The organism is Citrobacter sp. Cb004, from assembly GCF_030337065.1.
In the GTDB taxonomy this organism is placed as follows: domain Bacteria; phylum Pseudomonadota; class Gammaproteobacteria; order Enterobacterales; family Enterobacteriaceae; genus Citrobacter; species Citrobacter braakii.
Map to the genome: position 1 here is coordinate 68,524 of NZ_JAOWCH010000066.1, position 20,601 is coordinate 89,124.

A 20,601-nucleotide genomic window follows, 5' to 3' on the forward strand; every position below is an offset into this window, starting at 1 on the left:
CAAGCCAGACTTCGCGTCTGGCTTTTTTTTATCCCATTAATGGGTGTTCAGAAGCCGGGTGAGTTCCGCTTTCCACGGCGTTAAATCACCGATGTGCGTGTCGATCCACTGCGGGTTGTAGTAGGTTTCAAGATAGCGTTCGCCGCTGTCGCACAGCAGCGTGACCAGTGAACCGCTTTCTCCGGCATCGCGCATACGGGCGGCAAGTTGCAGCGTTCCCCACATGTTGGTGCCGGTTGAAGCGCCGACTTTGCGGCCCAACTGCGTTTCCAGCCAGTGTGCGGTGGCCACGCTTGCGGCATCCGGCACGCGCAGCATTTCATCGACTACGTCAGGAATGAAGGAGGGTTCGACACGTGGGCGGCCGATGCCTTCGATTTTGCTTCCTATCGGGCTGCGTAACGTTGCATCGCGATCCTGCCAGAAGGGCAGAAAGACTGAGTTTTCCGGATCCACCACCATCAGGCGAGTATCGTAGCCCTGACAGCGAATATAGCGGCCAATGGTTGCAGAGGTGCCGCCGGTTCCGGCGCTCATCACAATATGGCGGGGGACGGGGTTGGGCTCGCACTGCATCTGACGGAAGATGCTGTCAGCAATATTGTTATTGCCACGCCAGTCGGTAGCGCGCTCAGCATAAGTGAACTGGTCCATGTAATGACCGTTCAGCTCACGCGCCAGCTGTTCAGAGGCCGCATAGATTTCACAGGCGCTTTCCACGAAATGACAGCGACCACCGTAAAACTCAATCTGTTCAATTTTACGCTTCGCCGTACAGGAAGGCATGACGGCAATAAACGGCAGTCCTAACAGTCGGGCGAAATAAGCCTCGGAGACCGCCGTTGAACCGGACGATGATTCAATGATGGTGGTGCCTTCTTTAATCCAGCCATTGCACAATCCGTACAGAAACAGTGAACGCGCCAGACGATGCTTCAGGCTCCCGGTGGGATGCGTGCTCTCATCTTTTAAATAGATCTGAATGCCCGGGAACGCCGGTAGCGACAGACGAATGAGATGCGTATCCGCAGAACGCTGATAATCCGCGTTGATTTCATTGATGGCGTTTTTAACCCAGGAGCTATTCATCATTAATAGATATCCATTTGTCATTTTGTGCCAAGAATAGCGAAAAGCACGGAAAAAATTGTTGCCATTTAGCCTTTAAAATAGAATGTAAGGAGAAAATTCTTCTCTGTGGAGTGGATATGTTAGACAAAATTGACCGTAAGCTGCTTAGCTTACTGCAACAGGACTGCACCCTTTCTTTGCAGGCGTTAGCAGATGCCGTTAATCTGACTACCACCCCCTGCTGGAAACGCCTCAAACGGCTTGAGGATGACGGTATCCTGCTGGGTAGAGTCGCCCTGTTAGATCCAGAAAAACTGGGGCTGGGGCTGACCGCGTTTGTGCTGATTAAGACTCAGCATCACAGCAGTGAATGGTATTGCCGCTTTGTCACCGAAGTCACCGGTATGCCGGAGGTTCTGGGGTTCTGGCGTATGGCAGGGGAATATGATTACCTGATGCGAGTGCAGGTCGCCGATATGAAAAGCTACGATGAATTTTATAAGCGCCTGGTGAACAGCGTACCGGGCCTGTCTGACGTCACCTCCAGCTTTGCGATGGAACAGATTAAATACACAACTGCGCTCCCTATTGAATAACTCTCCCGGCGCTTATTGCCGGAAATCTTGTCAGGACATAACGCGTGCGATTATTTGCTCAATTAAGCTGGTACTTCCGCCGGGAGTGGCGTCGCTACCTCGGGGCGGTGGCCCTGCTTATCATCATCGCTATCCTTCAGCTTATTCCGCCGAAAGTGGTCGGGATCATTGTGGATGGCGTGACGACTCAACGCTTCACCACCGAGCGACTGCTGATGTGGGTGGGAACAATTGCCCTGATTGCAGTGGTGGTTTATTTGCTGCGCTATGTCTGGCGCGTGCTGCTGTTTGGCGCATCCTACCAACTGGCGGTTGAGCTGCGGGAAGATTATTACCGTCAGTTGAGTCGCCAGCATCCAGAATTTTATCTGCGTCACCGCACGGGCGATCTGATGGCGCGTGCGACCAACGATGTCGATCGGGTCGTATTTGCCGCCGGAGAAGGCGTGCTGACGCTGGTAGATTCGCTGGTAATGGGATGTGCGGTGCTGATCGTGATGTCAACGCAGATAAGCTGGCAGCTGACGTTAATTGCGCTGCTGCCGATGCCGGTGATGGCGTTGATGATCAAACGTTACGGCGATCGACTCCATAACCGCTTTAAGCTGGCGCAGGCGGCGTTTTCCAGTCTCAACGACCGTACTCAGGAAAGCCTGACCAGTATTCGCATGATCAAGGCCTTCGGTCTGGAGGATCGGCAATCGGCATTATTTGCCGCCGATGCCGAAGATACCGGTAAGAAAAACCTGCGCGTGGCGCGCATTGACGCCCGTTTTGATCCCACGATTTATATCGCCATTGGCATGGCTAACCTACTGGCGATTGCTGGGGGAAGCTGGATGGTGGTGCACGGCTCGCTGACGCTCGGCCAGCTCACCAGCTTTATGATGTATCTCGGTTTGATGATTTGGCCGATGCTGGCGCTGGCATGGATGTTTAACATCGTCGAACGTGGCAGCGCGGCGTACAGCCGTATTCGCGCCATGCTGTCTGAAGCGCCGGTGGTGGATGACGGCACTGAACCGGTACCGGAAGGACGTGGGGAGCTGGCGGTGGCGATTCGCGAATTTTGCTACCCGCAAACGACACACCCGGCGCTGGAAAATGTGAACTTCCAGCTTAAACCTGGGCAGATGCTGGGCATTTGTGGGCCTACCGGCGCGGGGAAAAGTACGGTGCTGTCGCTGATTCAGCGTCATTTTGATATCACCCACGGCGATGTGCGCTTTCATGATATCCCCTTAACGCGATTACAACTGGATAGCTGGCGCAGCCGGCTGGCAGTTGTCAGCCAGACGCCATTCCTGTTTTCGGATACCATTGGCAATAACATCGCGTTAGGACGCCCTCAGGCCACGCAGGAAGAGATCGAGTATGTGGCACGCCTTGCCAGCGTTCATGAGGATATTTTACGTCTTCCGCAGGGCTACGACACCGAAGTTGGCGAACGTGGGGTGATGCTGTCTGGTGGGCAAAAACAGCGTATTTCCATCGCTCGAGCGCTACTCCTGAACGCTGAAATCTTGATTCTGGATGATGCGCTGTCGGCGGTAGATGGTCGTACCGAGCATCAGATCCTGCATAACCTGCGCCAGTGGGGCGAAGGCAGAACCGTCATTATTAGCGCCCACCGTTTATCGGCCCTGACGGAAGCCAGTGAGATTATCGTGATGCAGCATGGGCATATTGCCCAGCGCGGCGAGCATGATGCGTTAGTGCAGCAGCCTGGCTGGTATCGCGATATGTACCGCTATCAGCAACTGGAAGCGGCGCTGACTGATGCACCAGAGATAAACGAGGAGGCGGCTAATGCGTAGTTTTGGGCAATTATGGCCGACCCTGAAAAGATTGCTGGCGTATGGCTCTCCATGGCGAAAACAGCTGGCTATTGCGGTAGTCATGCTGTGGGTGGCGGCTGCGGCGGAAGTCAGCGGTCCGCTGCTGATTAGCTATTTTATCGATAACATGGTGGCGAAGAATAATCTGCCGCTGGCGATGGTCGCCGGGCTGGTTGCGGCATATATCGGTCTGCAACTGCTGGCGGCTGGCCTGCATTACGCGCAGTCATTGCTGTTTAACCAGGCGGCAGTTGGCGTAGTACAACAGTTGCGCACCGACGTAATGGACGCTGCGCTGCGCCAGCCGCTCAGCGCCTTTGATACTCAACCTGTCGGGCAGCTAATCTCCCGCGTGACCAATGACACCGAAGTTATTCGCGACCTGTACGTGACGGTGGTAGCAACGGTCCTGCGCAGCGCGGCATTAATTGGCGCCATGCTGGTAGCGATGTTCAGCCTTGAGTGGCGTATGGCGGTAGTGGCGATGGCCATTTTCCCGGCCGTGCTGGTGGTGATGGTGATTTATCAACGCTACAGCACCCCGATTGTGCGCCGGGTTCGCGCTTATCTGGCGGATATTAACGATGGCTTTAACGAAGTCATCAACGGCATGAGTGTTATCCAGCAGTTCCGCCAGCAGGCGCGATTTGGCGAGAGAATGGGCGAAGCAAGCCGCTCGCACTATATGGCGCGTATGCAAACCCTGCGACTGGATGGTTTTTTGTTGCGCCCGCTGCTTAGCCTTTTCTCGGCGCTGATCCTCTGCGGATTGCTGATGCTGTTCAGTTTTACCTCTGGCAGCTCGATCGAGGTTGGCGTGCTGTACGCGTTTATCAGCTATCTCGGCCGTTTGAACGAACCGCTGATCGAGTTGACCACTCAGCAATCAATGCTGCAGCAGGCGGTTGTCGCCGGTGAGCGAGTGTTCGAACTGATGGATGGGCCACGTCAGCGCTATGGTGAAGATGAGCGACCGCTAAAGAGCGGGGACATTGAGGTGGATAACGTTTCATTTGCCTATCGCGACGACAATCTGGTGCTGCAAAATATCAGTCTGTCCGTGCCTTCGCGCAGCTTTGTGGCTTTGGTCGGACACACCGGCAGTGGTAAAAGCACGCTCGCCAGCCTGCTGATGGGTTACTACCCGCTGACGCAGGGGGAAATCCGCCTTGATGGACGGCCGCTGTCTTCACTGAGCCACGGTGCGTTACGTCAGGGCATCGCCATGGTGCAGCAGGATCCGGTGGTGATGGCAGATACCTTCCTGGCGAACGTTACGCTGGGCCGCGATATCTCAGAAGAGCGAGTATGGCAGGCGCTGGAGACCGTGCAACTGGCTGAACTGGCGCGAGGTCTGAGCGAGGGGATTCATACCCGGCTGGGCGAGCAGGGCAATAATCTCTCTGTTGGTCAAAAACAGCTGCTGGCGTTGGCGCGGGTGTTGGTTGAAACGCCACAGGTGTTGATCCTCGACGAAGCCACGGCCAGTATTGACTCCGGTACTGAACAGGCCATTCAGCAAGCTCTGGCGGCGGTACGTGAACACACCACGTTGGTGGTGATTGCGCATCGGTTATCGACGATTGTCGATGCGGACACCATTCTGGTGCTGCATCGCGGTCAGGCGGTGGAGCGTGGTACGCACCAGCAATTACTGGCGGCGCAAGGCCGTTACTGGCAGATGTATCAGCTGCAACTGGCGGGTGAAGAGTTAGCCGCCAGCACGCAAGACGATTCTGTTATCGCCTGATGGCGCGGCGCTTATCCGGTCTGGGGCCAGCACGGTCTCGTAGGCCGGATAAGGCGTTTACGCTGCCATCCGGCAATCAACAATCTGGTGCAAAAATGTAACGCACTATGCACCGTTATAGTGCGTTTTTTCTTTTCCTCTCCCGGAAGTACCCTGAGAACCTGAATCATCCCGCCTTTTTCATTCCTGGCACATCCCTTGCAATATTCCTCTCGTGTATCTGCAGCCACTACTGAATTCTGACTGGAGGGGATCTATGAAGCTGGTTACCGTGGTAATCAAACCGTTCAAACTGGAAGACGTCCGTGAAGCATTGTCGTCTATTGGTATTCAGGGGCTGACCGTCACCGAAGTGAAGGGGTTTGGCCGACAGAAAGGTCATGCTGAGCTGTACCGTGGGGCTGAATATAGCGTCAATTTTCTGCCGAAGGTGAAGATTGATGTGGCGATTGCCGACGACCAACTGGATGGCGTGATTGATGTCATCAGTAAGGCGGCATACACCGGAAAAATTGGCGACGGCAAAATCTTCGTCGCCGAGCTGCAACGTGTGATTCGTATTCGTACCGGCGAAGCCGACGAAGCCGCACTGTAACGTCTGGCACACAGTGATAGGAAACCAAAAAATGAAGATAGCAACGATGAAAACAGGTATTGCTTCACTGGCGCTGCTGCCGGGACTGGCGATGGCGGCACCGGCGGTTGCGGATAAAGCGGATAACGCTTTTATGATGATCTGTACCGCGTTGGTGCTGTTTATGACCATCCCTGGCATTGCGCTGTTCTACGGCGGTTTGATTCGCGGTAAGAACGTGCTGTCGATGCTGACTCAGGTTACGGTGACATTTGCTCTGGTTTGTATTTTATGGGTGGTTTATGGCTACTCACTGGCCTTTGGCGAAGGAAATAATTTCTTCGGCAACTTCAACTGGGTATTGCTGAAGAATATTGCGCTAACGGCGGTAACGGGGAGCTTCTACCAGTACATTCACGTTGCTTTTCAGGGCTCGTTCGCCTGCATCACCGTTGGGCTAATCGTCGGTGCGCTGGCTGAACGTATTCGCTTCTCCGCGGTGCTGATTTTTGTGGTGGTATGGTTAACGCTGTCGTACATCCCCATTGCTCATATGGTCTGGGGCGGCGGCTTGCTGGCTTCCCACGGCGCGCTGGATTTTGCCGGCGGAACGGTTGTGCACATCAACGCGGCGATTGCCGGTCTGGTAGGCGCGTATCTGATTGGCAAACGTGTCGGTTTTGGCAAAGAAGCTTTTAAACCGCATAACCTGCCGATGGTCTTCACCGGTACCGCTATTCTCTACATTGGTTGGTTTGGCTTTAATGCTGGTTCAGCGGGTACGGCAAATGAAATCGCCGCACTGGCCTTCGTTAATACCGTGGTCGCCACCGCTGCAGCCATCCTCGGATGGATCTTCGGTGAATGGGCGCTGCGTGGTAAACCGTCTCTGCTGGGCGCCTGCTCTGGTGCCATTGCGGGTCTGGTGGGCGTAACACCTGCATGTGGCTATATCGGTGTCGGCGGCGCGCTGATTATCGGTGTCGTTGCGGGTCTGGCAGGCCTGTGGGGCGTGACCATGCTGAAGCGTTTTCTGCGTGTGGACGATCCGTGTGACGTGTTTGGCGTTCACGGCGTGTGCGGCATTGTCGGCTGTATCCTGACCGGAGTTTTCGCTGCCAGCTCTTTGGGAGGCGTGGGCTTTGCCGAGGGCGTGACCATGGGGCATCAGCTGCTGGTGCAACTGGAAAGCGTGGCGATCACCATCGTCTGGTCTGGCGTGGTGGCTTTCATTGGCTATAAGCTGGCGGATATGACGGTTGGTTTGCGCGTACCGGAAGAGCAGGAGCGCGAAGGTCTGGATGTAAACAGTCACGGCGAGAACGCTTACAACGCCTGATTCTCAATTTGCCGGATGGCAACGCTTTTGCGCCACCATCCGGCAATTCTCAATTGCGATTACGCATTACCCCTTCCTGTACGGTAGAAGCGACCAGCACGCCATCCTGGGTATAAAACTCTCCGCGTACAAAGCCCCGGGCACCGGATGCCGAAGTACTCTCGACGTTATATAGCAGCCATTCATTGATATTAAACGGACGGTGGAACCACATAGAATGGTCAATGGTGGCGATCTGAATCCCTTTTTCCAGGAAGCCAATCCCGTACGGTTGCAGCGCAACAGGCAGGAAGTTCAGGTCTGAGGCATAACCCAGCAGATACTGATGGACGCGCAGATCGTCCTGCAGCACGCCGTTAGCGCGAATCCACACCTGGCGCGTCGGAGGTGCGACGTGACCTTTGAGGGGGTTATGAAACTCGACAGGGCGTACTTCCAACGGACGATCGTTGATAAATTTTTCTTTCAACAGCGGCGGCAGCAAATGCGCCACTGAGCGGGCAATTTCCGTTTCTGATTTCAGCTCATCGGGACCCGGCGCATCCGGCATGGTTTTCTGATGTTCAAATCCGTCTTCCGGTGCCTGAAAAGAGGCGGTCATGTAAAAAATGGGTTTACCATTCTGGATCGCGGCAACGCGGCGCGCGCTGAAGCTGTTACCATCACGCAGGACTTCCACATCATAGATTATGGGCTTTTGGCTATCGCCGGGGCGTAAAAAGTAGCTGTGAAAAGAGTGTACCAGACGCTCTTCCGGTACGGTTTCTTTTGCGGCATACAGCGCCTGACCGACAACCTGTCCCCCAAAAACCTGACGTAACCCTAAGTCTTCACTTTGGCCCCGAAAGAGTCCTTCTTCAATTTTTTCCAGATTTAACAATGTCAGCAAATTTTTCAGTGCCAGACTCATACGTGCTCTCCAGGTGATATCGATGTCGCAGCGAGGTAGGCAGAGTATAACGCAATTTTAAAAGTGGTCCGATGGGTGCAATTGTCTGAATTACTGGCCTATTACAGGCAAAAATAGCTGTCTTGTGCCACACTTAGTCACGTTATGTTTTTGTTAACCACTCTTCTGGCGAGGAAAGTTCTCGCTGGTGCATAGATGATAAGGAGAATTTAATGAAACTCGTGCACATGGTAAGTGGTTTAGCGGTTGCAGTCGCTCTGGCGGCCTGTGCCGATAAAAGCGCTGATATTCAGACACCTGCGCCAAGCCCTAATACGTCAATTTCTGACACACAGTCTAAAATTCAGCAGCCAAATGTCTCCGGTACAGTATGGATCCGTCAGAAAGTGGCCTTGCCACCCGATGCGGTGCTAACCGTTACGCTGTCAGATGCTTCACTGGCCGATGCGCCGTCAAAAGTGCTGTCGCAAAAAGCGGTTCGTACTGAAGGTAAACAAGCGCCATTCAGCTTTGTATTACCGTTCAACCCGGCAGATATTCAACCTAACGCCCGTATTCTGCTGAGTGCGGCTATTACGGTAAATGATAAACTGGTCTTTATTACTGATACCGTTCAGACGGTCATCAATCAGGGTGGGACTAAAGCCGACCTGACGTTGGTCCCTGTACAGCAAACAGCAGTACCGGTTCAGGCGAGCGGTGGGGCTACTACCACGGTTCCGTCTACTTCACCAACCCAGGTGAATCCGTCATCTGCGGTTCCGGCTCCCACGCAGTACTAAAGTCGTTGTAACCCTCTCCGCCTGGAGAGGGTTAGTACACCCAGCGATAGCGCTGTAAATCGATCTGTCCGCTTCCTGAAACCACTATTCCTTCTGCCAGCAACGCCTGACGTTGTCGTTGCAGGTCGGGACCCGTCAGCGAAATGGCTCCGTGGCGATTGACCACCCGATGCCAGGGCAGGGCGCTGCCTTCGGGGAGACGTTTAAGCACGCCGCCTACCTGACGCGCAGCGCGCGGCGATCCCGCAAGCCGGGCAACATCGCCATACGTGGTGACGAAACCTTCGGGGATTGAAGCGACGATTTGCCAGACGCGTTGGGGGAAAGAGTCCTGTATATCCATCATTTATTCCTGCGCTAATCCTCCAGCATAATGCCGAATGGCGAAGGAGTGAAGCCGCATTGCACAAGAAAACAGCATCCGATGCTGGATGGGTTGCAATTACAGGGTGCAGCAGTGATAATGCGCCTGCGCGTTGGTTAACAACGCTCTCAATGGGGGCTCTGTTGGTTCTCCCGCAACACTACTCTGTTTACCAGGTCAGGTCCGGAAGGAAGCAGCCAAGGCAGATGACGTGTGTGCCGGGATGTAGCTGGCAGGGCCCCCACCCAATTCTGCCGTCCGGCAATTTCTCTTCTGTTTATCTTCTTTTCTTTGTCATCGGATCGTCATTTTATTGTCATCAAATACTGTCACTGTGTTTTGGGGATGTTATTTGAGCTTTTGCCGCCGCCATTGCGCTGTAATGACATGGTCTTACATCCGGTGTGTTGTGGCTGACCACAAGGATTTTCTACGATGTCGACCGCTGTATTGAATGTCAAAGTTGATGAGGCGCTAAAAGAAAAGCTTCGCCATTATGCTGAAGTGCATAATGAAAATTTGAGTATCGCCACGGAAAAACTGCTACTGATCGCGTTTTCCGTCATTGAAGAGGTGGGAGTCTCCGCTGAGGATATCGATAGCCAGCATACGGAAGAATCCGTAGTTGACGCACTGACTCCTAAAGAAATCAAAGCATTGCGAAGATTACTGAAGAAGAAAAAATGAAACAACAATCGCTCTCAACCGCCTGTAATTATGGCGAAGCCTGTGAAATGCTGCGCTCCGGTTATGTGAAACACGTTCGTCTGAGCTGGAATGTCGGCAGCGATGAGTTCTTCCGTATTGCCTCCGACTGGTGTGATGCTGGGGCAAAAATTAAGAAAGACGGTGAGAATTTCGTGATTTCCCTGAAGGGTTTTCCGGTTCCTCCTCAGCGGTAGTATTGCCAGGACCTCCTCGTCCATCACGGCATTCAAGAGCGAGTCCTTTAACTCGTCGTTTAGATTATTTTACGCATTTTCCCGCCGCTGGCCTGCAAACGCAGGCTATCCCAAATGGGTTGCAACACTCTGAAGGCGGCACACGCTGTGTCATCCGGCAACGTGAAGGGCATACGCAAAAATCGGTCGAATGCGCCATCAAGGCCGAACCGCGTACCGGTTCCCAACTGAATGCCTGCGCTTTCGGCGCGCGTGGCAAAGAGCGTCGCCAGCGTATCAGGCAGTTCAACCCAGAAAGAGAGTCCTCCTTGTGGCTGGGTAAATTGCCATTCCGGAAAATGTGAGTTCATCAGGCGCGAGCACAGGTCTCGCTGTGATGTGAGCCGGCGTCTTCTGTCAGGAAGAAAGTCCTCGGCGTTATCCAGCAGCCAACTGGTGGCGAGTTGTTCAAGCACCGGGGAGCCCAAATCGAAGGTGTCGCGGGTTTGGACCAGCGCGGCAATGGTACGCGCCGACGCCCGAATCCAGCCCAGACGTAATCCGCCCCAAAAGCTTTTCCCTGCTGAACCGAGCAGGATGATTGGGGCATCGCGATTGAATGCGGCAAGCGGCGGTGGCGGTGGGGCGTCATACCACAGGTTCACCATGGTCTCATCGACCACCAACGTCGTGTGGGTTCTTTCAGCAATATCCGCCACGACCTGGCGAGTAGCGGTGTCCATACAGCGCCCGGTCGGGTTGTGAAAATCCGGCATCAGATAGGCCATTCTCGGTGCAGTTTGCGCGATGGTGGCGACCAGACCCGCCGTATCCCAACCGTGCTCGGGCAGCGACACGCCGACGGGGCGACATGACGCCCCTTGTATTGCTGCAATGGCCAGCGGATAAGTGGGGTGATCTACCACTACGCGATCGCCGGGGCCGGTGAGTAAACGCAGGATCAACGCCAGACCGCTGACCGCGCCGTTCACGACCATTATTTCGTCGGGCTGCGTCGGGAGTCCGCGTTCGCAATAATGCCGGGCGATGGATTCACGCAAAACCGACAGTCCCTGCGGTAGATACCCGGAGCTCAGCAGATGCTGCGGCATTGCGAACAGTGCCTGCTGGTAAGCCTGATGAATTTCAGGACCGGCACTCAGCGCTGCCGTGGACAAATCAAGCGCTGTGCCAGTGCTGGTCCGCGTTGGCACATGGCGAATGTGTTCCGGAAGGATCACCCGTGAACCGCTACCATGTCGGCTTTCCAGATATCCCTCCTCACGCAGTTGCGCCATGGCGCTGGCGACGGTGGTTCGGCTGACTTGCAGAACGGCAGCGAGTTCGCGTTCACCGGGCAAGCGGCTATCCAGCGCCAGTCGCCCATCGAGGATCAGCAAACGTAACGCTTCTGCCAACTGTCGCCAGATGGGCGTTCGCGAGGGACTTTCCTGCCAGTGTCCGAGCAGGCGTTGCAAAGACTGGCTTCCGTAACGGCGAGATGACATAGCAGTCCACTTTTTGAAAACTGGACATTAATCATAGTGCCAATTGCGGTGAAGATGAAAGTTATCTGAGAGTAAGAGGGGAAGAACATGCTGCGTCGTTTACTTCAGCTGTTTATTGGGCTGACGTTGTACGGTGTGTCGACGGCGATGTTTGTCCGTGCCGATTTAGGGGCCGATCCGTGGAACGTGTTTCACCTGGGGGTGGCAAATTTACTGTCGATGAATATCGGCGTGGTGATTATTGCCGTGGGTGTGTTGGTGCTTCTGGCGTGGATACCGCTACGCCAGCGCCCAGGGTTTGGCACGTTGAGCAACGTGATTATGATTGGGCTGGCGGCAGATGTCGCGCTGCTGGTGATTCCGGGATTTGAATCCCTGCTGGCGCGCAGCGGGCTGCTGGTGTCAGCGGTGATACTGAATGCGTTAGCAACCGCTCTGTACATTGGTGCCGGTTTTGGCGCGGGCCCGCGTGACGGTCTGATGACTGGAATTCACGCGCGTACCGGCTGGCCAGTACGACGAATTCGAACCGCAATCGAAGTGTCCGTGTTGCTTATTGGTTGGCTGTTGGGGGGAACCGTTGGGTTTGGAACGGTGCTGTATGCACTGGCTATTGGGCCGCTGATTCAAATTTGCCTGCCATGGTTTTGCCATCAGCCGCAGGCGCGTATTCGCATCAGGAATGCGCCTGGGGCACGATCGCCTGCTGGCGACTAAACTTAACCTCGACTGACGCGGCCGGAATCGGCTTGCCGCGCAGTACACTTCGGAGGTTTTTCTCATGAAGTATGTTGATGGCTTTGTGGTTGCCGTACCCGCTGAAAACAAGGAGGCGTATATTGCGATGGCGGCAAAAGCAGCTCCGCTTTTCAAGGAGTTCGGTGCATTGCGCGTGGTGGAGTGCTGGGCAGATGATGTCCCCGACGGCAAACTGACCGATTTTCGCATGGCTGTGAAAGCGCAGGATCATGAGGAAGTGGTATTCAGCTGGATTGAATACCCTTCCAAAGAGGTCCGCGATGCGGCGAATCAGAAGATGATGTCCGATCCCCGTATGAAGGAATTCGGTGAATCTATGCCATTTGATGGCAAGCGAATGATCTACGGTGGATTTGCGCCCATTATGGAAGAGTGATGTGACTGGCTGTGCGGCGTGCCGCCAGCCATCTCACCATCAACAGCCATGCTAAAGCCGTTTTTCTGCCCACAGAATAAATTCTGCTTTCGGCAGCGCTTTACTGTAAAGCCAGCCCTGACCGTACTGCACGCCGTGCTGGCGTAGCCAGGCTTCCTGATTCTCGGTTTCAATACCTTCTGCCACCATCTCCAGCTTCAGCGTTTTCGCGATCTCGATGATATGCGGCGTGACGTTGTTGTACTCCAGCGCATCGACGAACGATTTGTCGATCTTCAGGATATCCACATCCAGATCCTGCAAATAGCTAAGACTTGAATAGCCGGTACCAAAGTCATCAATATAGATCGAATGGCCTGCCTGTCGGTATTTAGCAATAAACGGCGCGCTGTTTTTTGGGTCGGCAAATTCGCGTTCGGTCAGTTCCAGTGCGATTTGTGCAGGCTTAAGTTGCCAGTGGTTCACCTTCTGGCTTAACAGAGCAGGAAGTGTTTCGGAGGTCAGATCGGCTGACTCAAGGTTAATGGATATATGCTGGTGGGGATATTGACGCAACCATTTTCCTAAATCGTCAAATACGCTTTCAATAATCAAACGGGTGAGCGGCTCTGAAAGCCCGGTCTCTTGCGCCAGTGCGACGAAAATCTCAGGCGACAGATAGCTCCCGTCGGCCTGTGGCCAGCGAGCCAGCGCCTCTGCCCCGACCACTTTCCCCGTTTTGAGCGAGATAATCGGTTGGTAGTAGACCTTGATATCCCGATGCTGGATAGCGTCCTGCAACTGGTGATGAGGGGACTGTAAACGGCGCAAAATACGCAGAATAAAGGCTGCGGTGAGTAAGCCGAGAAGGATCCCTGCCGGCAGCCAGATTAGCGCTTGTCGGTGCCAGCTTTTTTGCAAAGGTACAGTGGATGCCCAGGTTACAACCGTAATGCCCAGTTCGGGGAAGGGGCGGGCGTTATAAATACTGCCGTCTTTCTGCAGATGGGTAATCGAATGCTCTAGTTGCACATGTTGTAAAACATCCGGTGGCAGATCGGTGCTACTGGCTACCACCGTGTTACGCGCGGTACCAAGGATAGCGACTTCAATCGGCCATGAGCCAAACGGGATGACATCAATAAAAGATCCGGGATCGATCATCACGACGTAATGCTTGCTACCTAATGCCGCCATAAAACGCTTGATGCCCAAATCGTTTTGCATGGTCAACCATGCGTGGTAGCCATCGGGCGTGATTTTCATTGCTGGAGGAAACGCGGCTGCCCGGCTTCTTTTTTCCAGGGATGAGCATTGTGGAACGTTATCTTTGAGGTACAGTACTTCCTGAATATAGCGATAGCTATATGACAAACGACGCATTTCAAGCAGATGCTCTTCACTACAAGGTTCACCCTGAAACGCTTCAATATGGCGCAACGCTTTTTTGGCCTGTTCACCTACGCGTTCCGTACGTAATGCGACTCGGGTTGAGAACATATCGAGTTCATCGATAAATTTCGTTTCGACCTGACGATGCGCCAACCACAGGCTTAAACCTACGGGCGCGAGGATGGAAAGAAACAGCACCCCAGTCACCAGGCTTATCAGATGTCGTGTTATCACAGTGATATCCTTATTAACACAGCGTAAGGAAAGTATATCCGAAAGCCGAAAAAGCTATTCGATTGGCATCATATATTTACGGCCACTTATCATCCCGTTTAACTCTTAATCGCGTAAACCAGGTTGTGATTTATACAAGAGTGGTGTATTTTGATTGTTATGTTATAACGTAGCAAATTGAGGTTGCCATGAAGCCGGATATTCATCCTTTTTACCGTACTGTGGTGTTTCACGATACCAGTGCCAATGAATTTTTTAAGGTCGGCTCGACCATTAAAACGGAACGTGAGATTGAGTTTGAGGGGAAAATGTATCCGTACGTGACCCTGGATATCTCTTCCAAATCGCATCCGTACTATACCGGGAAACAAAAAACCTTTGATAACGAAGGCAGTGCAGCACGTTTCCAGAAACGTTTTGGTCATTTTATTGGCACTAAGCGAGGTTAAGATGCAGGTACTCAATTCACTTCGTAGTGCAAAACAGCGTCATCCTGACTGCCAGATAGTGAAACGCAAAGGGCGTTTGTACGTAATCTGCAAAACGAATCCGCGCTTTAAAGCTGTTCAGGGGCGTAAAAAAAGACGTTAGTTTCTTTACCAACATTTCAGGGATTAAAGTGCGTTTCCTTCATCGGGACGCACTTTTTTTATCTGCGTTGAGATGTGGTTACTGGCTGGTCTGGGGACGGGTTAGCGTAAAGACATCGTAAAACGAGAGTTCACCCTTACGCGATATCATCTTTTGCAGCTGCGCTTTATGTTCGCTATCGACGGAAGGTGAGTGCAGGATGGTATCGATGAGTGAAGGGGGGACAAAGCGCGTGTTATACCATTCCCCGTTATAGCAAACTCTGAAATCCAGTACGTCGATATCTTCAAAGCGGTATCGCGGCGCAACGTCGAAAAAGAAAAACGCGTTGAGTATGACGAACAGAACCACCAGCAGCCATACTGAATCGACTAACGTTTCTGACTGCAGCATCACCGCCAGCGTGGCAAACCACGCAACATACATGCCGATGAACAAGCCGGGATGTTTGCGAATAAAGCTGATGCTAAAGCGCGGTTTGTTGTCGCGCTTTTCGCGAATATTTAAGTCGTCGATGGTTTCGGTAAGCAGGCGCTGTATTTCTGTCATCTCTTGCCTTTGTGGTGTCTGCGATATTCAGATGCGATCGCCCTATTTTAAAAGGGGATACCTTGTGAAGAAAGTAACAGATTAACCACAATTTAGCATAACAGTTACATTTAAGATCACAGCGTTTTGATAATCCTGGCGGGATTGCCCCCAACCACGCAGTTTGCCGGAACGCTTTTCGTGACCACCGCGCCTGAGGCCACAACCACGTTATCACCCAACGTTACGCCAGGGTTTATCACTGCGCGTCCACCTATCCAGACGTTGTTGCCAATAGTCACGGGTTTGCCGAGCTCCATGCCACTGTTTCGCTCGGTGGCATCCAGCGGGTGGGTGGCGGTATAAATATGGACTCCTGGGGCTAACATGCAGCTGTCGCCAATATGGATCGGGCAGACGTCGAGCATAACGCAGTCGAAGTTGGCGTAAAATTCTTTACCGAGATAAATGTTATAGCCGTAATCACAACGAAAAGAGGGTTCAATGTAAGCCCCTTCGCTCTGGCCCAACAGCTCATGCAGGATAGCTTGTCGCGCATTTTTTTCATCGGGAGCGGTGAGGTTGTAGCGATGGGTCAACTGACGAGCGCGTAGACGGTCGTGGCGCAATGTTTCATCCGCCGGGCGATAAAGTTCACCGGCGATCATTTTTTGCTTTTCATTACTCATTACGAATTTCCTGTGTACTGGAGGTCATTTCAACACAGTAAAACGCAATGCAAGCAAGGGGAACGTTCCCACTTCTTCGCTGTGATCGTAGTCACGTGATTTGATTTAAATAACCATTGTAAATACGAAAATGGTCAGCCAGACAAATGTACCGCTATACCTGACTTAACCCGTGAGCAATTAGCGAATGAATTTCCAAACAGAAGTTGGAATCTTGTCGTAGAGCTTATTCATAGTCAATTCAGCAAGGCGGTGATCTGCTGCTGAGTAAAATACAGCCAGTTCGTTGTCGGACAATTCATATTTATTTTTTTCAATAACGCGCTCAAGTGTGTCAATTGTCTGACAACGTCGCAGGCGCATCAAATAATCAGTTTTAGTTAATGGTTTATCGGACATAAATCTTACCTATGATTGTAATAATTTTTAACAAGACAAACTAACAGGATTAGCCCTGGTGGCATTGACAAAACAGCGAAACAGTCGATTACCTGACTTCCGCCATTTCTGCAGATTCTGCGTATTAATACCATAACTGCTGAACAACATAAAAGTGTCATCCAGGTATTCATCTATCTGCGCGACCAGCTTATTGTCCTCATTGTACTTAATTTTATAATTAAGTGCGAAGGTTGCAATATGCTCTATCAGTTCATTGAGCTGCAAGCTGGTGGCAGAGGTAGGGTCATTAACCCAGCCATGGTTACTTTGTTCAAGGTTTGCAAGACAGTCATGATACAGGGTTTCGCAGAGAAATTTAAGCTGCGCGATATCATGTCTTTTGGGTGAGTATTCATCCATAACGCATCCCCTTCTTCGTGGCTTAAACTAACCGAACACCTTCGGGATGGATACAACAGACTACCTGGAACTTGCCCGCGACTCCTGATGATTTAACTATAATCTAGTCTAAAAAAGATTTCATCGTCATATCACGAAAAATTACAATTATGCAAACTTATGATGTCAGGTCATTTTTACATTTTAACAGATAAATGCGGTTATTCGGAATCGGACAATTTCTTTATTCTTCGGGCAATCATCGAGTTATCTTGATTAGGTTTAGCAACGAAAGGTAACAATCGACAATGTGAACCGCTTACCAGGAATAATCTTAATATTTATTAAAGTAAATAAGAACTCTCAATGTTTTTTTAAGAATAGCCTTTAAGGCTACAGGGATTATATCGCTTATTTACCCTGGAGAAAATAAACGAAATAGCAATAAGTGATTTTTATGATTTTTCCAGAAAAAAGGCCGCTTGCGCGGCCTTATCTTTAGAGATCTATCAATGATGGTCTACTGAGTGGCTATGCTCAAGATCTTCACTTTTGCGGCTAAAGCGGCGGCGTACCACCACAAAGAACACCGGAACAAAGAAGATAGCCAACACGGTTGCCGTCACCATCCCGCCCATTACGCCAGTACCAACGGCGTTCTGCGCGCCGGAGCCTGCGCCGGAGCTGATAACCAGCGGCATTACGCCCAGAATAAAGGCCAGCGATGTCATCAGGATCGGACGTAAACGCATGCGGACCGCATCCAGCGTCGCCTCTATCAGACCTTTACCCTCTTTATCCATCAAGTCTTTGGCGAATTCGACGATAAGTATCGCGTTCTTCGCCGACAACCCAATGGTTGTGAGCAGGCCTACCTGGAAGTAAACGTCGTTGGTCAGGCCGCGGAACGTTGCCGCCAGCAATGCACCGATAACACCTAACGGTACCACCAGCATGACGGAGAACGGAATTGACCAGCTCTCGTACAATGCCGCCAGACACAGGAATACGACAATCAGTGAAATGGCATACAGAGCAGGGGCCTGGTTGCCGGACAGTCGTTCCTGGTAGGACATACCGGTCCAGTCATAGCCGATACCGGATGGCAGTTTGCTGGCCAGTTCCTCCATCATTGCCATGGCTTCACCGGTACTTTTACCCGGTGCGGCCTGGCCTAAGATTTCCATGGAAGGCAGACCGTTATAGCGTTCCAGACGCGGTGAACCATATTCCCAACGTGAGGTAGAGAAGGCGGAGAACGGTACCATCTGTCCATCGCTACCGCGGACATACCAGTTTCCAATATCTTCCGGCAACATACGGTATTTCGCTTCAGACATGATGTAAACTTTCTTCACACGACCACGGTCGATGAAGTCATTTACGTAGCTTCCGCCCCATGCTGCACCCAGCGTTGTATTAATATCACTAATGGATACACCCAGAGCCTGCGCTTTTTCCTGATCGATATCGATCTTGAACTGCGGCGTATCTTCCAGACCGTTAGGACGTACGCCGACTAACAGATCAGGATGTTTCGCAACTTCACCAAACAGCTGGTTACGCGCCTGAGTTAGCTTCTCATGACCTAAACCTGCCTGGTCAATCAGCTGGAAGTCGAAACCGGTCGCGGTCCCTAACTCCACAATCGCTGGCAGGTTAAAAGCAAAGACCATCGCGTCTTTAATCTGCGAGAATGCGCCCATCGCACGTTGAGTAATTGCCTCAACCTTGTTCTCCTCGCCTGGACGTTCACTCCAGTCTTTCAGAGACACGAACGCGATACCGGTGTTCTGACCACGTCCTGCAAAACCGAAGCCGTTAACGGCAAACACCGATTCAACGTTCGCTTTTTCTTTGGTCAGATAGTAATCCGTCATTTCGTCCAGCACCTTCTGGGTACGCTCTTGCGTTGCACCCGCTGGCAGCTGAGCCATTGACAGGAATACCCCCTGGTCTTCATCTGGCAGGAACGAGCTTGGCAGACGAACGAACAGATAGGCCATACCCACGACGATGATCAGATACAGCGCCAGATAACGACCGGTGCTGCGCAGAATTCCGCCCACGCTGTCGGTGTAATGGTGCGTGCTCTTATCGAACATGCGGTTAAACCAGCCGAAGAAACCTTTTTTGCCTTCTCCGTGATCGCCTTTAGCAACCGGTTTGAGCATGGTCGCACACAGGGCAGGGGTCAGAATCAATGCCACCAAGACTGATAACGCCATCGCCGAAACAATGGTGATGGAGAACTGACGGTAAATTGCACCGGTAGATCCCCCGAAGAAGGCCATCGGAATAAATACCGCTGACAGCACCATAGCGATACCAACCAGTGCGCCCTGAATCTGGCCCATCGATTTACGCGTTGCTTCCTTCGGCGGTAGCCCTTCCTCAGCCATTACACGTTCAACGTTCTCGACCACAACGATGGCGTCATCCACCAACAGGCCGATGGCGAGCACCATCCCGAACATCGTCAGCGTGTTTATCGAGAAGCCGAAAATCGCAAGGACGGCAAACGTACCCAATAGCACCACCGGCACGGCGATAGTCGGAATCAGCGTCGCGCGGAAGTTCTGCAGGAACAGATACATTACCAGGAACACGAGGATGATGGCTTCCGCCAGCGTTTTCACTACTTCGTGAATAGAGATTTTCACGAACGGCGTGGTGTCATACGGGTAAACGATCTTCAGACCTGACGGGAAGAACGGTTCCATCTTCTTCAGTTCATCGCGGATAGCGTTTGCGGTGTCCAGGGCGTTAGCGCCTGTCGCCAGCTTGATACCCAGACCGGATGCCGGTTTACCGTTGAACTTCGCAATGATGTCGTAGTTCTCGCCACCCAGTTCGACTTTCGCTACGTCACGCAGGCGCACCTGGGAACCGTCCTGATTCACTTTCAGCAGAATTTTGCTGAACTCATCGGCGGAGGTCAGACGGGTTTGCGCGATGATCGAAGCGTTAAGTTGCTGGCCTTTCACCGGCGGCGTACCGCCTAACTGACCGGCTGCAACCTGGGCGTTCTGCGCTTTGATGGCGCTGATCACATCAACCGGCGTCAGCTGGAAGTTATTCAGTTTGTTCGGATCCATCCAGATGCGCATCGCGTACTGGGAACCGAACAGCTGAACATCACCCACACCTGAAGTACGGCTGATGGCGTCCTTCATGTTGGCGCCCACGTAGTCGGAAATATCCTCCTGCGTCATGGTGCCGTTGGTGTTGATTACGCCGACAACCATCAGGAAGCTACTGGATGATTTCTCAACGCTCACACCCTGTTGTTGTACTTCCTGCGGTAGAAGCGGCATTGCCAGCTGCAGTTTGTTCTGCACCTGTACCTGCGCGATATCCGCATCAGTACCAGACTGAAAGGTAAGCGTGATCTGCACGGTACCCGTGGAGTCACTGTTTGAGGACATGTACATCAGGTTATCGATACCGTTCATATTCTGTTCGATAACCTGAGTAACAGTATCCTGTACTGTTTTGGCATCAGCGCCAGGGTAGGTCGCGGAGATCGTCACTGCTGGCGGTGCAATAGTCGGATATTGCGCTACCGGCAATTTGAGGATCGCGAGCCCCCCTGCCAACATGATGATAATGGCGATCACCCACGCAAATATTGGGCGATCGATAAAGAAATTAGGCATG

At 52.4% G+C, this 20,601-nt stretch carries 21 protein-coding genes, 1 other RNA gene and 1 pseudogene; 13 read left to right on the forward strand and 10 right to left on the reverse strand.

Features of this window, described 5'->3' with window-relative positions; all coding sequences use genetic code 11:
• Positions 1-36 precede the first annotated feature (36 nt).
• Entirely contained in the window at positions 37-1,092 is a 1,056-nt protein-coding gene (locus tag OGV65_RS17600) for a PLP-dependent cysteine synthase family protein (RefSeq protein WP_181220742.1), read from the reverse strand.
• Positions 1,093-1,208: 116 nt separating this feature from the next.
• On the opposite strand from OGV65_RS17600, the gene decR reads away from it, so the two are divergent.
• The 5 genes from decR (at position 1,209) to amtB (ending at position 7,168) form a co-directional block, all read left to right on the forward strand.
• Entirely contained in the window at positions 1,209-1,667 is a 459-nt protein-coding gene (gene decR, locus OGV65_RS17605) for a DNA-binding transcriptional regulator DecR (protein WP_016152059.1), read from the forward strand.
• A 44-nt stretch (positions 1,668-1,711) separates the two neighbouring features.
• Positions 1,712-3,484 (forward strand): SmdA family multidrug ABC transporter permease/ATP-binding protein, encoded by a 1,773-nt coding sequence (locus OGV65_RS17610; protein WP_286455283.1) that lies wholly within the window; start codon positions 1,712-1,714, stop codon positions 3,482-3,484.
• Complete coding sequence (locus OGV65_RS17615) at positions 3,477-5,255, forward strand: SmdB family multidrug efflux ABC transporter permease/ATP-binding protein (protein WP_047501912.1); 1,779 nt, start codon at positions 3,477-3,479, stop codon at positions 5,253-5,255. The genes OGV65_RS17610 and OGV65_RS17615 overlap by 8 nt, the downstream gene beginning before the upstream one ends.
• A 256-nt stretch (positions 5,256-5,511) precedes the next feature.
• Entirely contained in the window at positions 5,512-5,850 is a 339-nt protein-coding gene (glnK, locus tag OGV65_RS17620) for a P-II family nitrogen regulator (protein ID WP_003021657.1), read from the forward strand.
• A 31-nt stretch (positions 5,851-5,881) separates the two neighbouring features.
• Positions 5,882-7,168 (forward strand): ammonium transporter AmtB, encoded by a 1,287-nt coding sequence (gene amtB, locus OGV65_RS17625; RefSeq protein ID WP_008783954.1) that lies wholly within the window; start codon positions 5,882-5,884, stop codon positions 7,166-7,168.
• A gap of 49 nt (positions 7,169-7,217) precedes the next feature.
• Here amtB and tesB read toward each other — a convergent pair whose 3' ends face one another.
• On the reverse strand, positions 7,218-8,078 hold the full coding sequence (gene tesB, locus OGV65_RS17630) for an acyl-CoA thioesterase II (RefSeq protein ID WP_016152062.1): 861 nt from the start codon (positions 8,076-8,078) through the stop codon (positions 7,218-7,220).
• A 212-nt stretch (positions 8,079-8,290) separates the two neighbouring features.
• Here tesB and OGV65_RS17635 point away from each other — a divergent pair, with 212 nt between their 5' ends.
• On the forward strand, positions 8,291-8,860 hold the full coding sequence (locus OGV65_RS17635) for a YbaY family lipoprotein (RefSeq protein ID WP_016152063.1): 570 nt from the start codon (positions 8,291-8,293) through the stop codon (positions 8,858-8,860).
• 31 nt (positions 8,861-8,891) lie between these two features.
• Here the strand turns inward: OGV65_RS17635 and OGV65_RS17640 are convergent.
• Positions 8,892-9,281: pseudogene (locus OGV65_RS17640) on the reverse strand (MGMT family protein).
• An 84-nt stretch (positions 9,282-9,365) separates the two neighbouring features.
• Here OGV65_RS17640 and ffs point away from each other — a divergent pair.
• The 3 genes from ffs (at position 9,366) to OGV65_RS17655 (ending at position 10,126) form a co-directional block, all read left to right on the forward strand.
• Positions 9,366-9,462: signal recognition particle sRNA small type (gene ffs, locus OGV65_RS17645), an RNA gene on the forward strand.
• Positions 9,463-9,659: 197 nt separating this feature from the next.
• Complete coding sequence (locus tag OGV65_RS17650; RefSeq protein WP_259685574.1) at positions 9,660-9,911, forward strand: hypothetical protein; 252 nt, start codon at positions 9,660-9,662, stop codon at positions 9,909-9,911.
• Positions 9,908-10,126: a hypothetical protein gene (locus tag OGV65_RS17655; RefSeq protein ID WP_016152066.1), complete on the forward strand. Its 219-nt coding sequence runs from the start codon at positions 9,908-9,910 to the stop codon at positions 10,124-10,126. The genes OGV65_RS17650 and OGV65_RS17655 overlap by 4 nt, the downstream gene beginning before the upstream one ends.
• A 59-nt stretch (positions 10,127-10,185) precedes the next feature.
• Here OGV65_RS17655 and yczR read toward each other — a convergent pair whose 3' ends face one another.
• Positions 10,186-11,613: a MocR-like transcription factor YczR gene (yczR, locus tag OGV65_RS17660; RefSeq protein WP_047501908.1), complete on the reverse strand. Its 1,428-nt coding sequence runs from the start codon at positions 11,611-11,613 to the stop codon at positions 10,186-10,188.
• Between the two features lie 87 nt (positions 11,614-11,700).
• Here yczR and yczE point away from each other — a divergent pair, with 87 nt between their 5' ends.
• On the forward strand, positions 11,701-12,330 hold the full coding sequence (gene yczE, locus OGV65_RS17665) for a membrane protein YczE (RefSeq protein ID WP_016155872.1): 630 nt from the start codon (positions 11,701-11,703) through the stop codon (positions 12,328-12,330).
• A gap of 64 nt (positions 12,331-12,394) precedes the next feature.
• Positions 12,395-12,748, forward strand: coding sequence for a DUF1428 domain-containing protein (locus OGV65_RS17670; protein ID WP_003831033.1), 354 nt, complete (start codon positions 12,395-12,397; stop codon positions 12,746-12,748).
• Positions 12,749-12,799: 51 nt separating this feature from the next.
• On the opposite strand, the gene pdeB is transcribed toward OGV65_RS17670, so the two are convergent.
• Positions 12,800-14,353 (reverse strand): cyclic di-3',5'-guanosine monophosphate phosphodiesterase PdeB, encoded by a 1,554-nt coding sequence (pdeB, locus tag OGV65_RS17675; RefSeq protein ID WP_047501906.1) that lies wholly within the window; start codon positions 14,351-14,353, stop codon positions 12,800-12,802.
• A gap of 188 nt (positions 14,354-14,541) precedes the next feature.
• On the opposite strand from pdeB, the gene OGV65_RS17680 reads away from it, so the two are divergent.
• Complete coding sequence (locus tag OGV65_RS17680) at positions 14,542-14,802, forward strand: type B 50S ribosomal protein L31 (RefSeq protein ID WP_016152070.1); 261 nt, start codon at positions 14,542-14,544, stop codon at positions 14,800-14,802.
• Position 14,803: 1 nt separating this feature from the next.
• Positions 14,804-14,944 (forward strand): type B 50S ribosomal protein L36, encoded by a 141-nt coding sequence (gene ykgO / locus OGV65_RS17685; RefSeq protein ID WP_005125190.1) that lies wholly within the window; start codon positions 14,804-14,806, stop codon positions 14,942-14,944.
• Between the two features lie 78 nt (positions 14,945-15,022).
• Here ykgO and OGV65_RS17690 read toward each other — a convergent pair whose 3' ends face one another.
• The 5 genes from OGV65_RS17690 to acrB all read right to left on the reverse strand — a co-directional run bounded on the left by OGV65_RS17690 (position 15,023) and on the right by acrB (position 20,600).
• Positions 15,023-15,493, reverse strand: coding sequence for a YlaC family protein (locus tag OGV65_RS17690; RefSeq protein ID WP_016152071.1), 471 nt, complete (start codon positions 15,491-15,493; stop codon positions 15,023-15,025).
• A gap of 116 nt (positions 15,494-15,609) precedes the next feature.
• Positions 15,610-16,161 (reverse strand): maltose O-acetyltransferase, encoded by a 552-nt coding sequence (gene maa, locus OGV65_RS17695; protein ID WP_286455284.1) that lies wholly within the window; start codon positions 16,159-16,161, stop codon positions 15,610-15,612.
• A 180-nt stretch (positions 16,162-16,341) separates the two neighbouring features.
• Positions 16,342-16,560, reverse strand: a complete 219-nt coding sequence (gene hha / locus OGV65_RS17700) for a hemolysin expression-modulating protein Hha (RefSeq protein ID WP_002892050.1) — start codon at positions 16,558-16,560, stop codon at positions 16,342-16,344.
• A gap of 27 nt (positions 16,561-16,587) precedes the next feature.
• Positions 16,588-16,962, reverse strand: coding sequence for an Hha toxicity modulator TomB (tomB, locus tag OGV65_RS17705; RefSeq protein WP_286455285.1), 375 nt, complete (start codon positions 16,960-16,962; stop codon positions 16,588-16,590).
• Positions 16,963-17,450: 488 nt separating this feature from the next.
• A complete protein-coding gene (acrB, locus tag OGV65_RS17710; protein WP_016152073.1) occupies positions 17,451-20,600 on the reverse strand; it encodes an efflux RND transporter permease AcrB in 3,150 nt (1,049 codons plus the stop codon).
• Position 20,601: the final 1 nt, after the last annotated feature.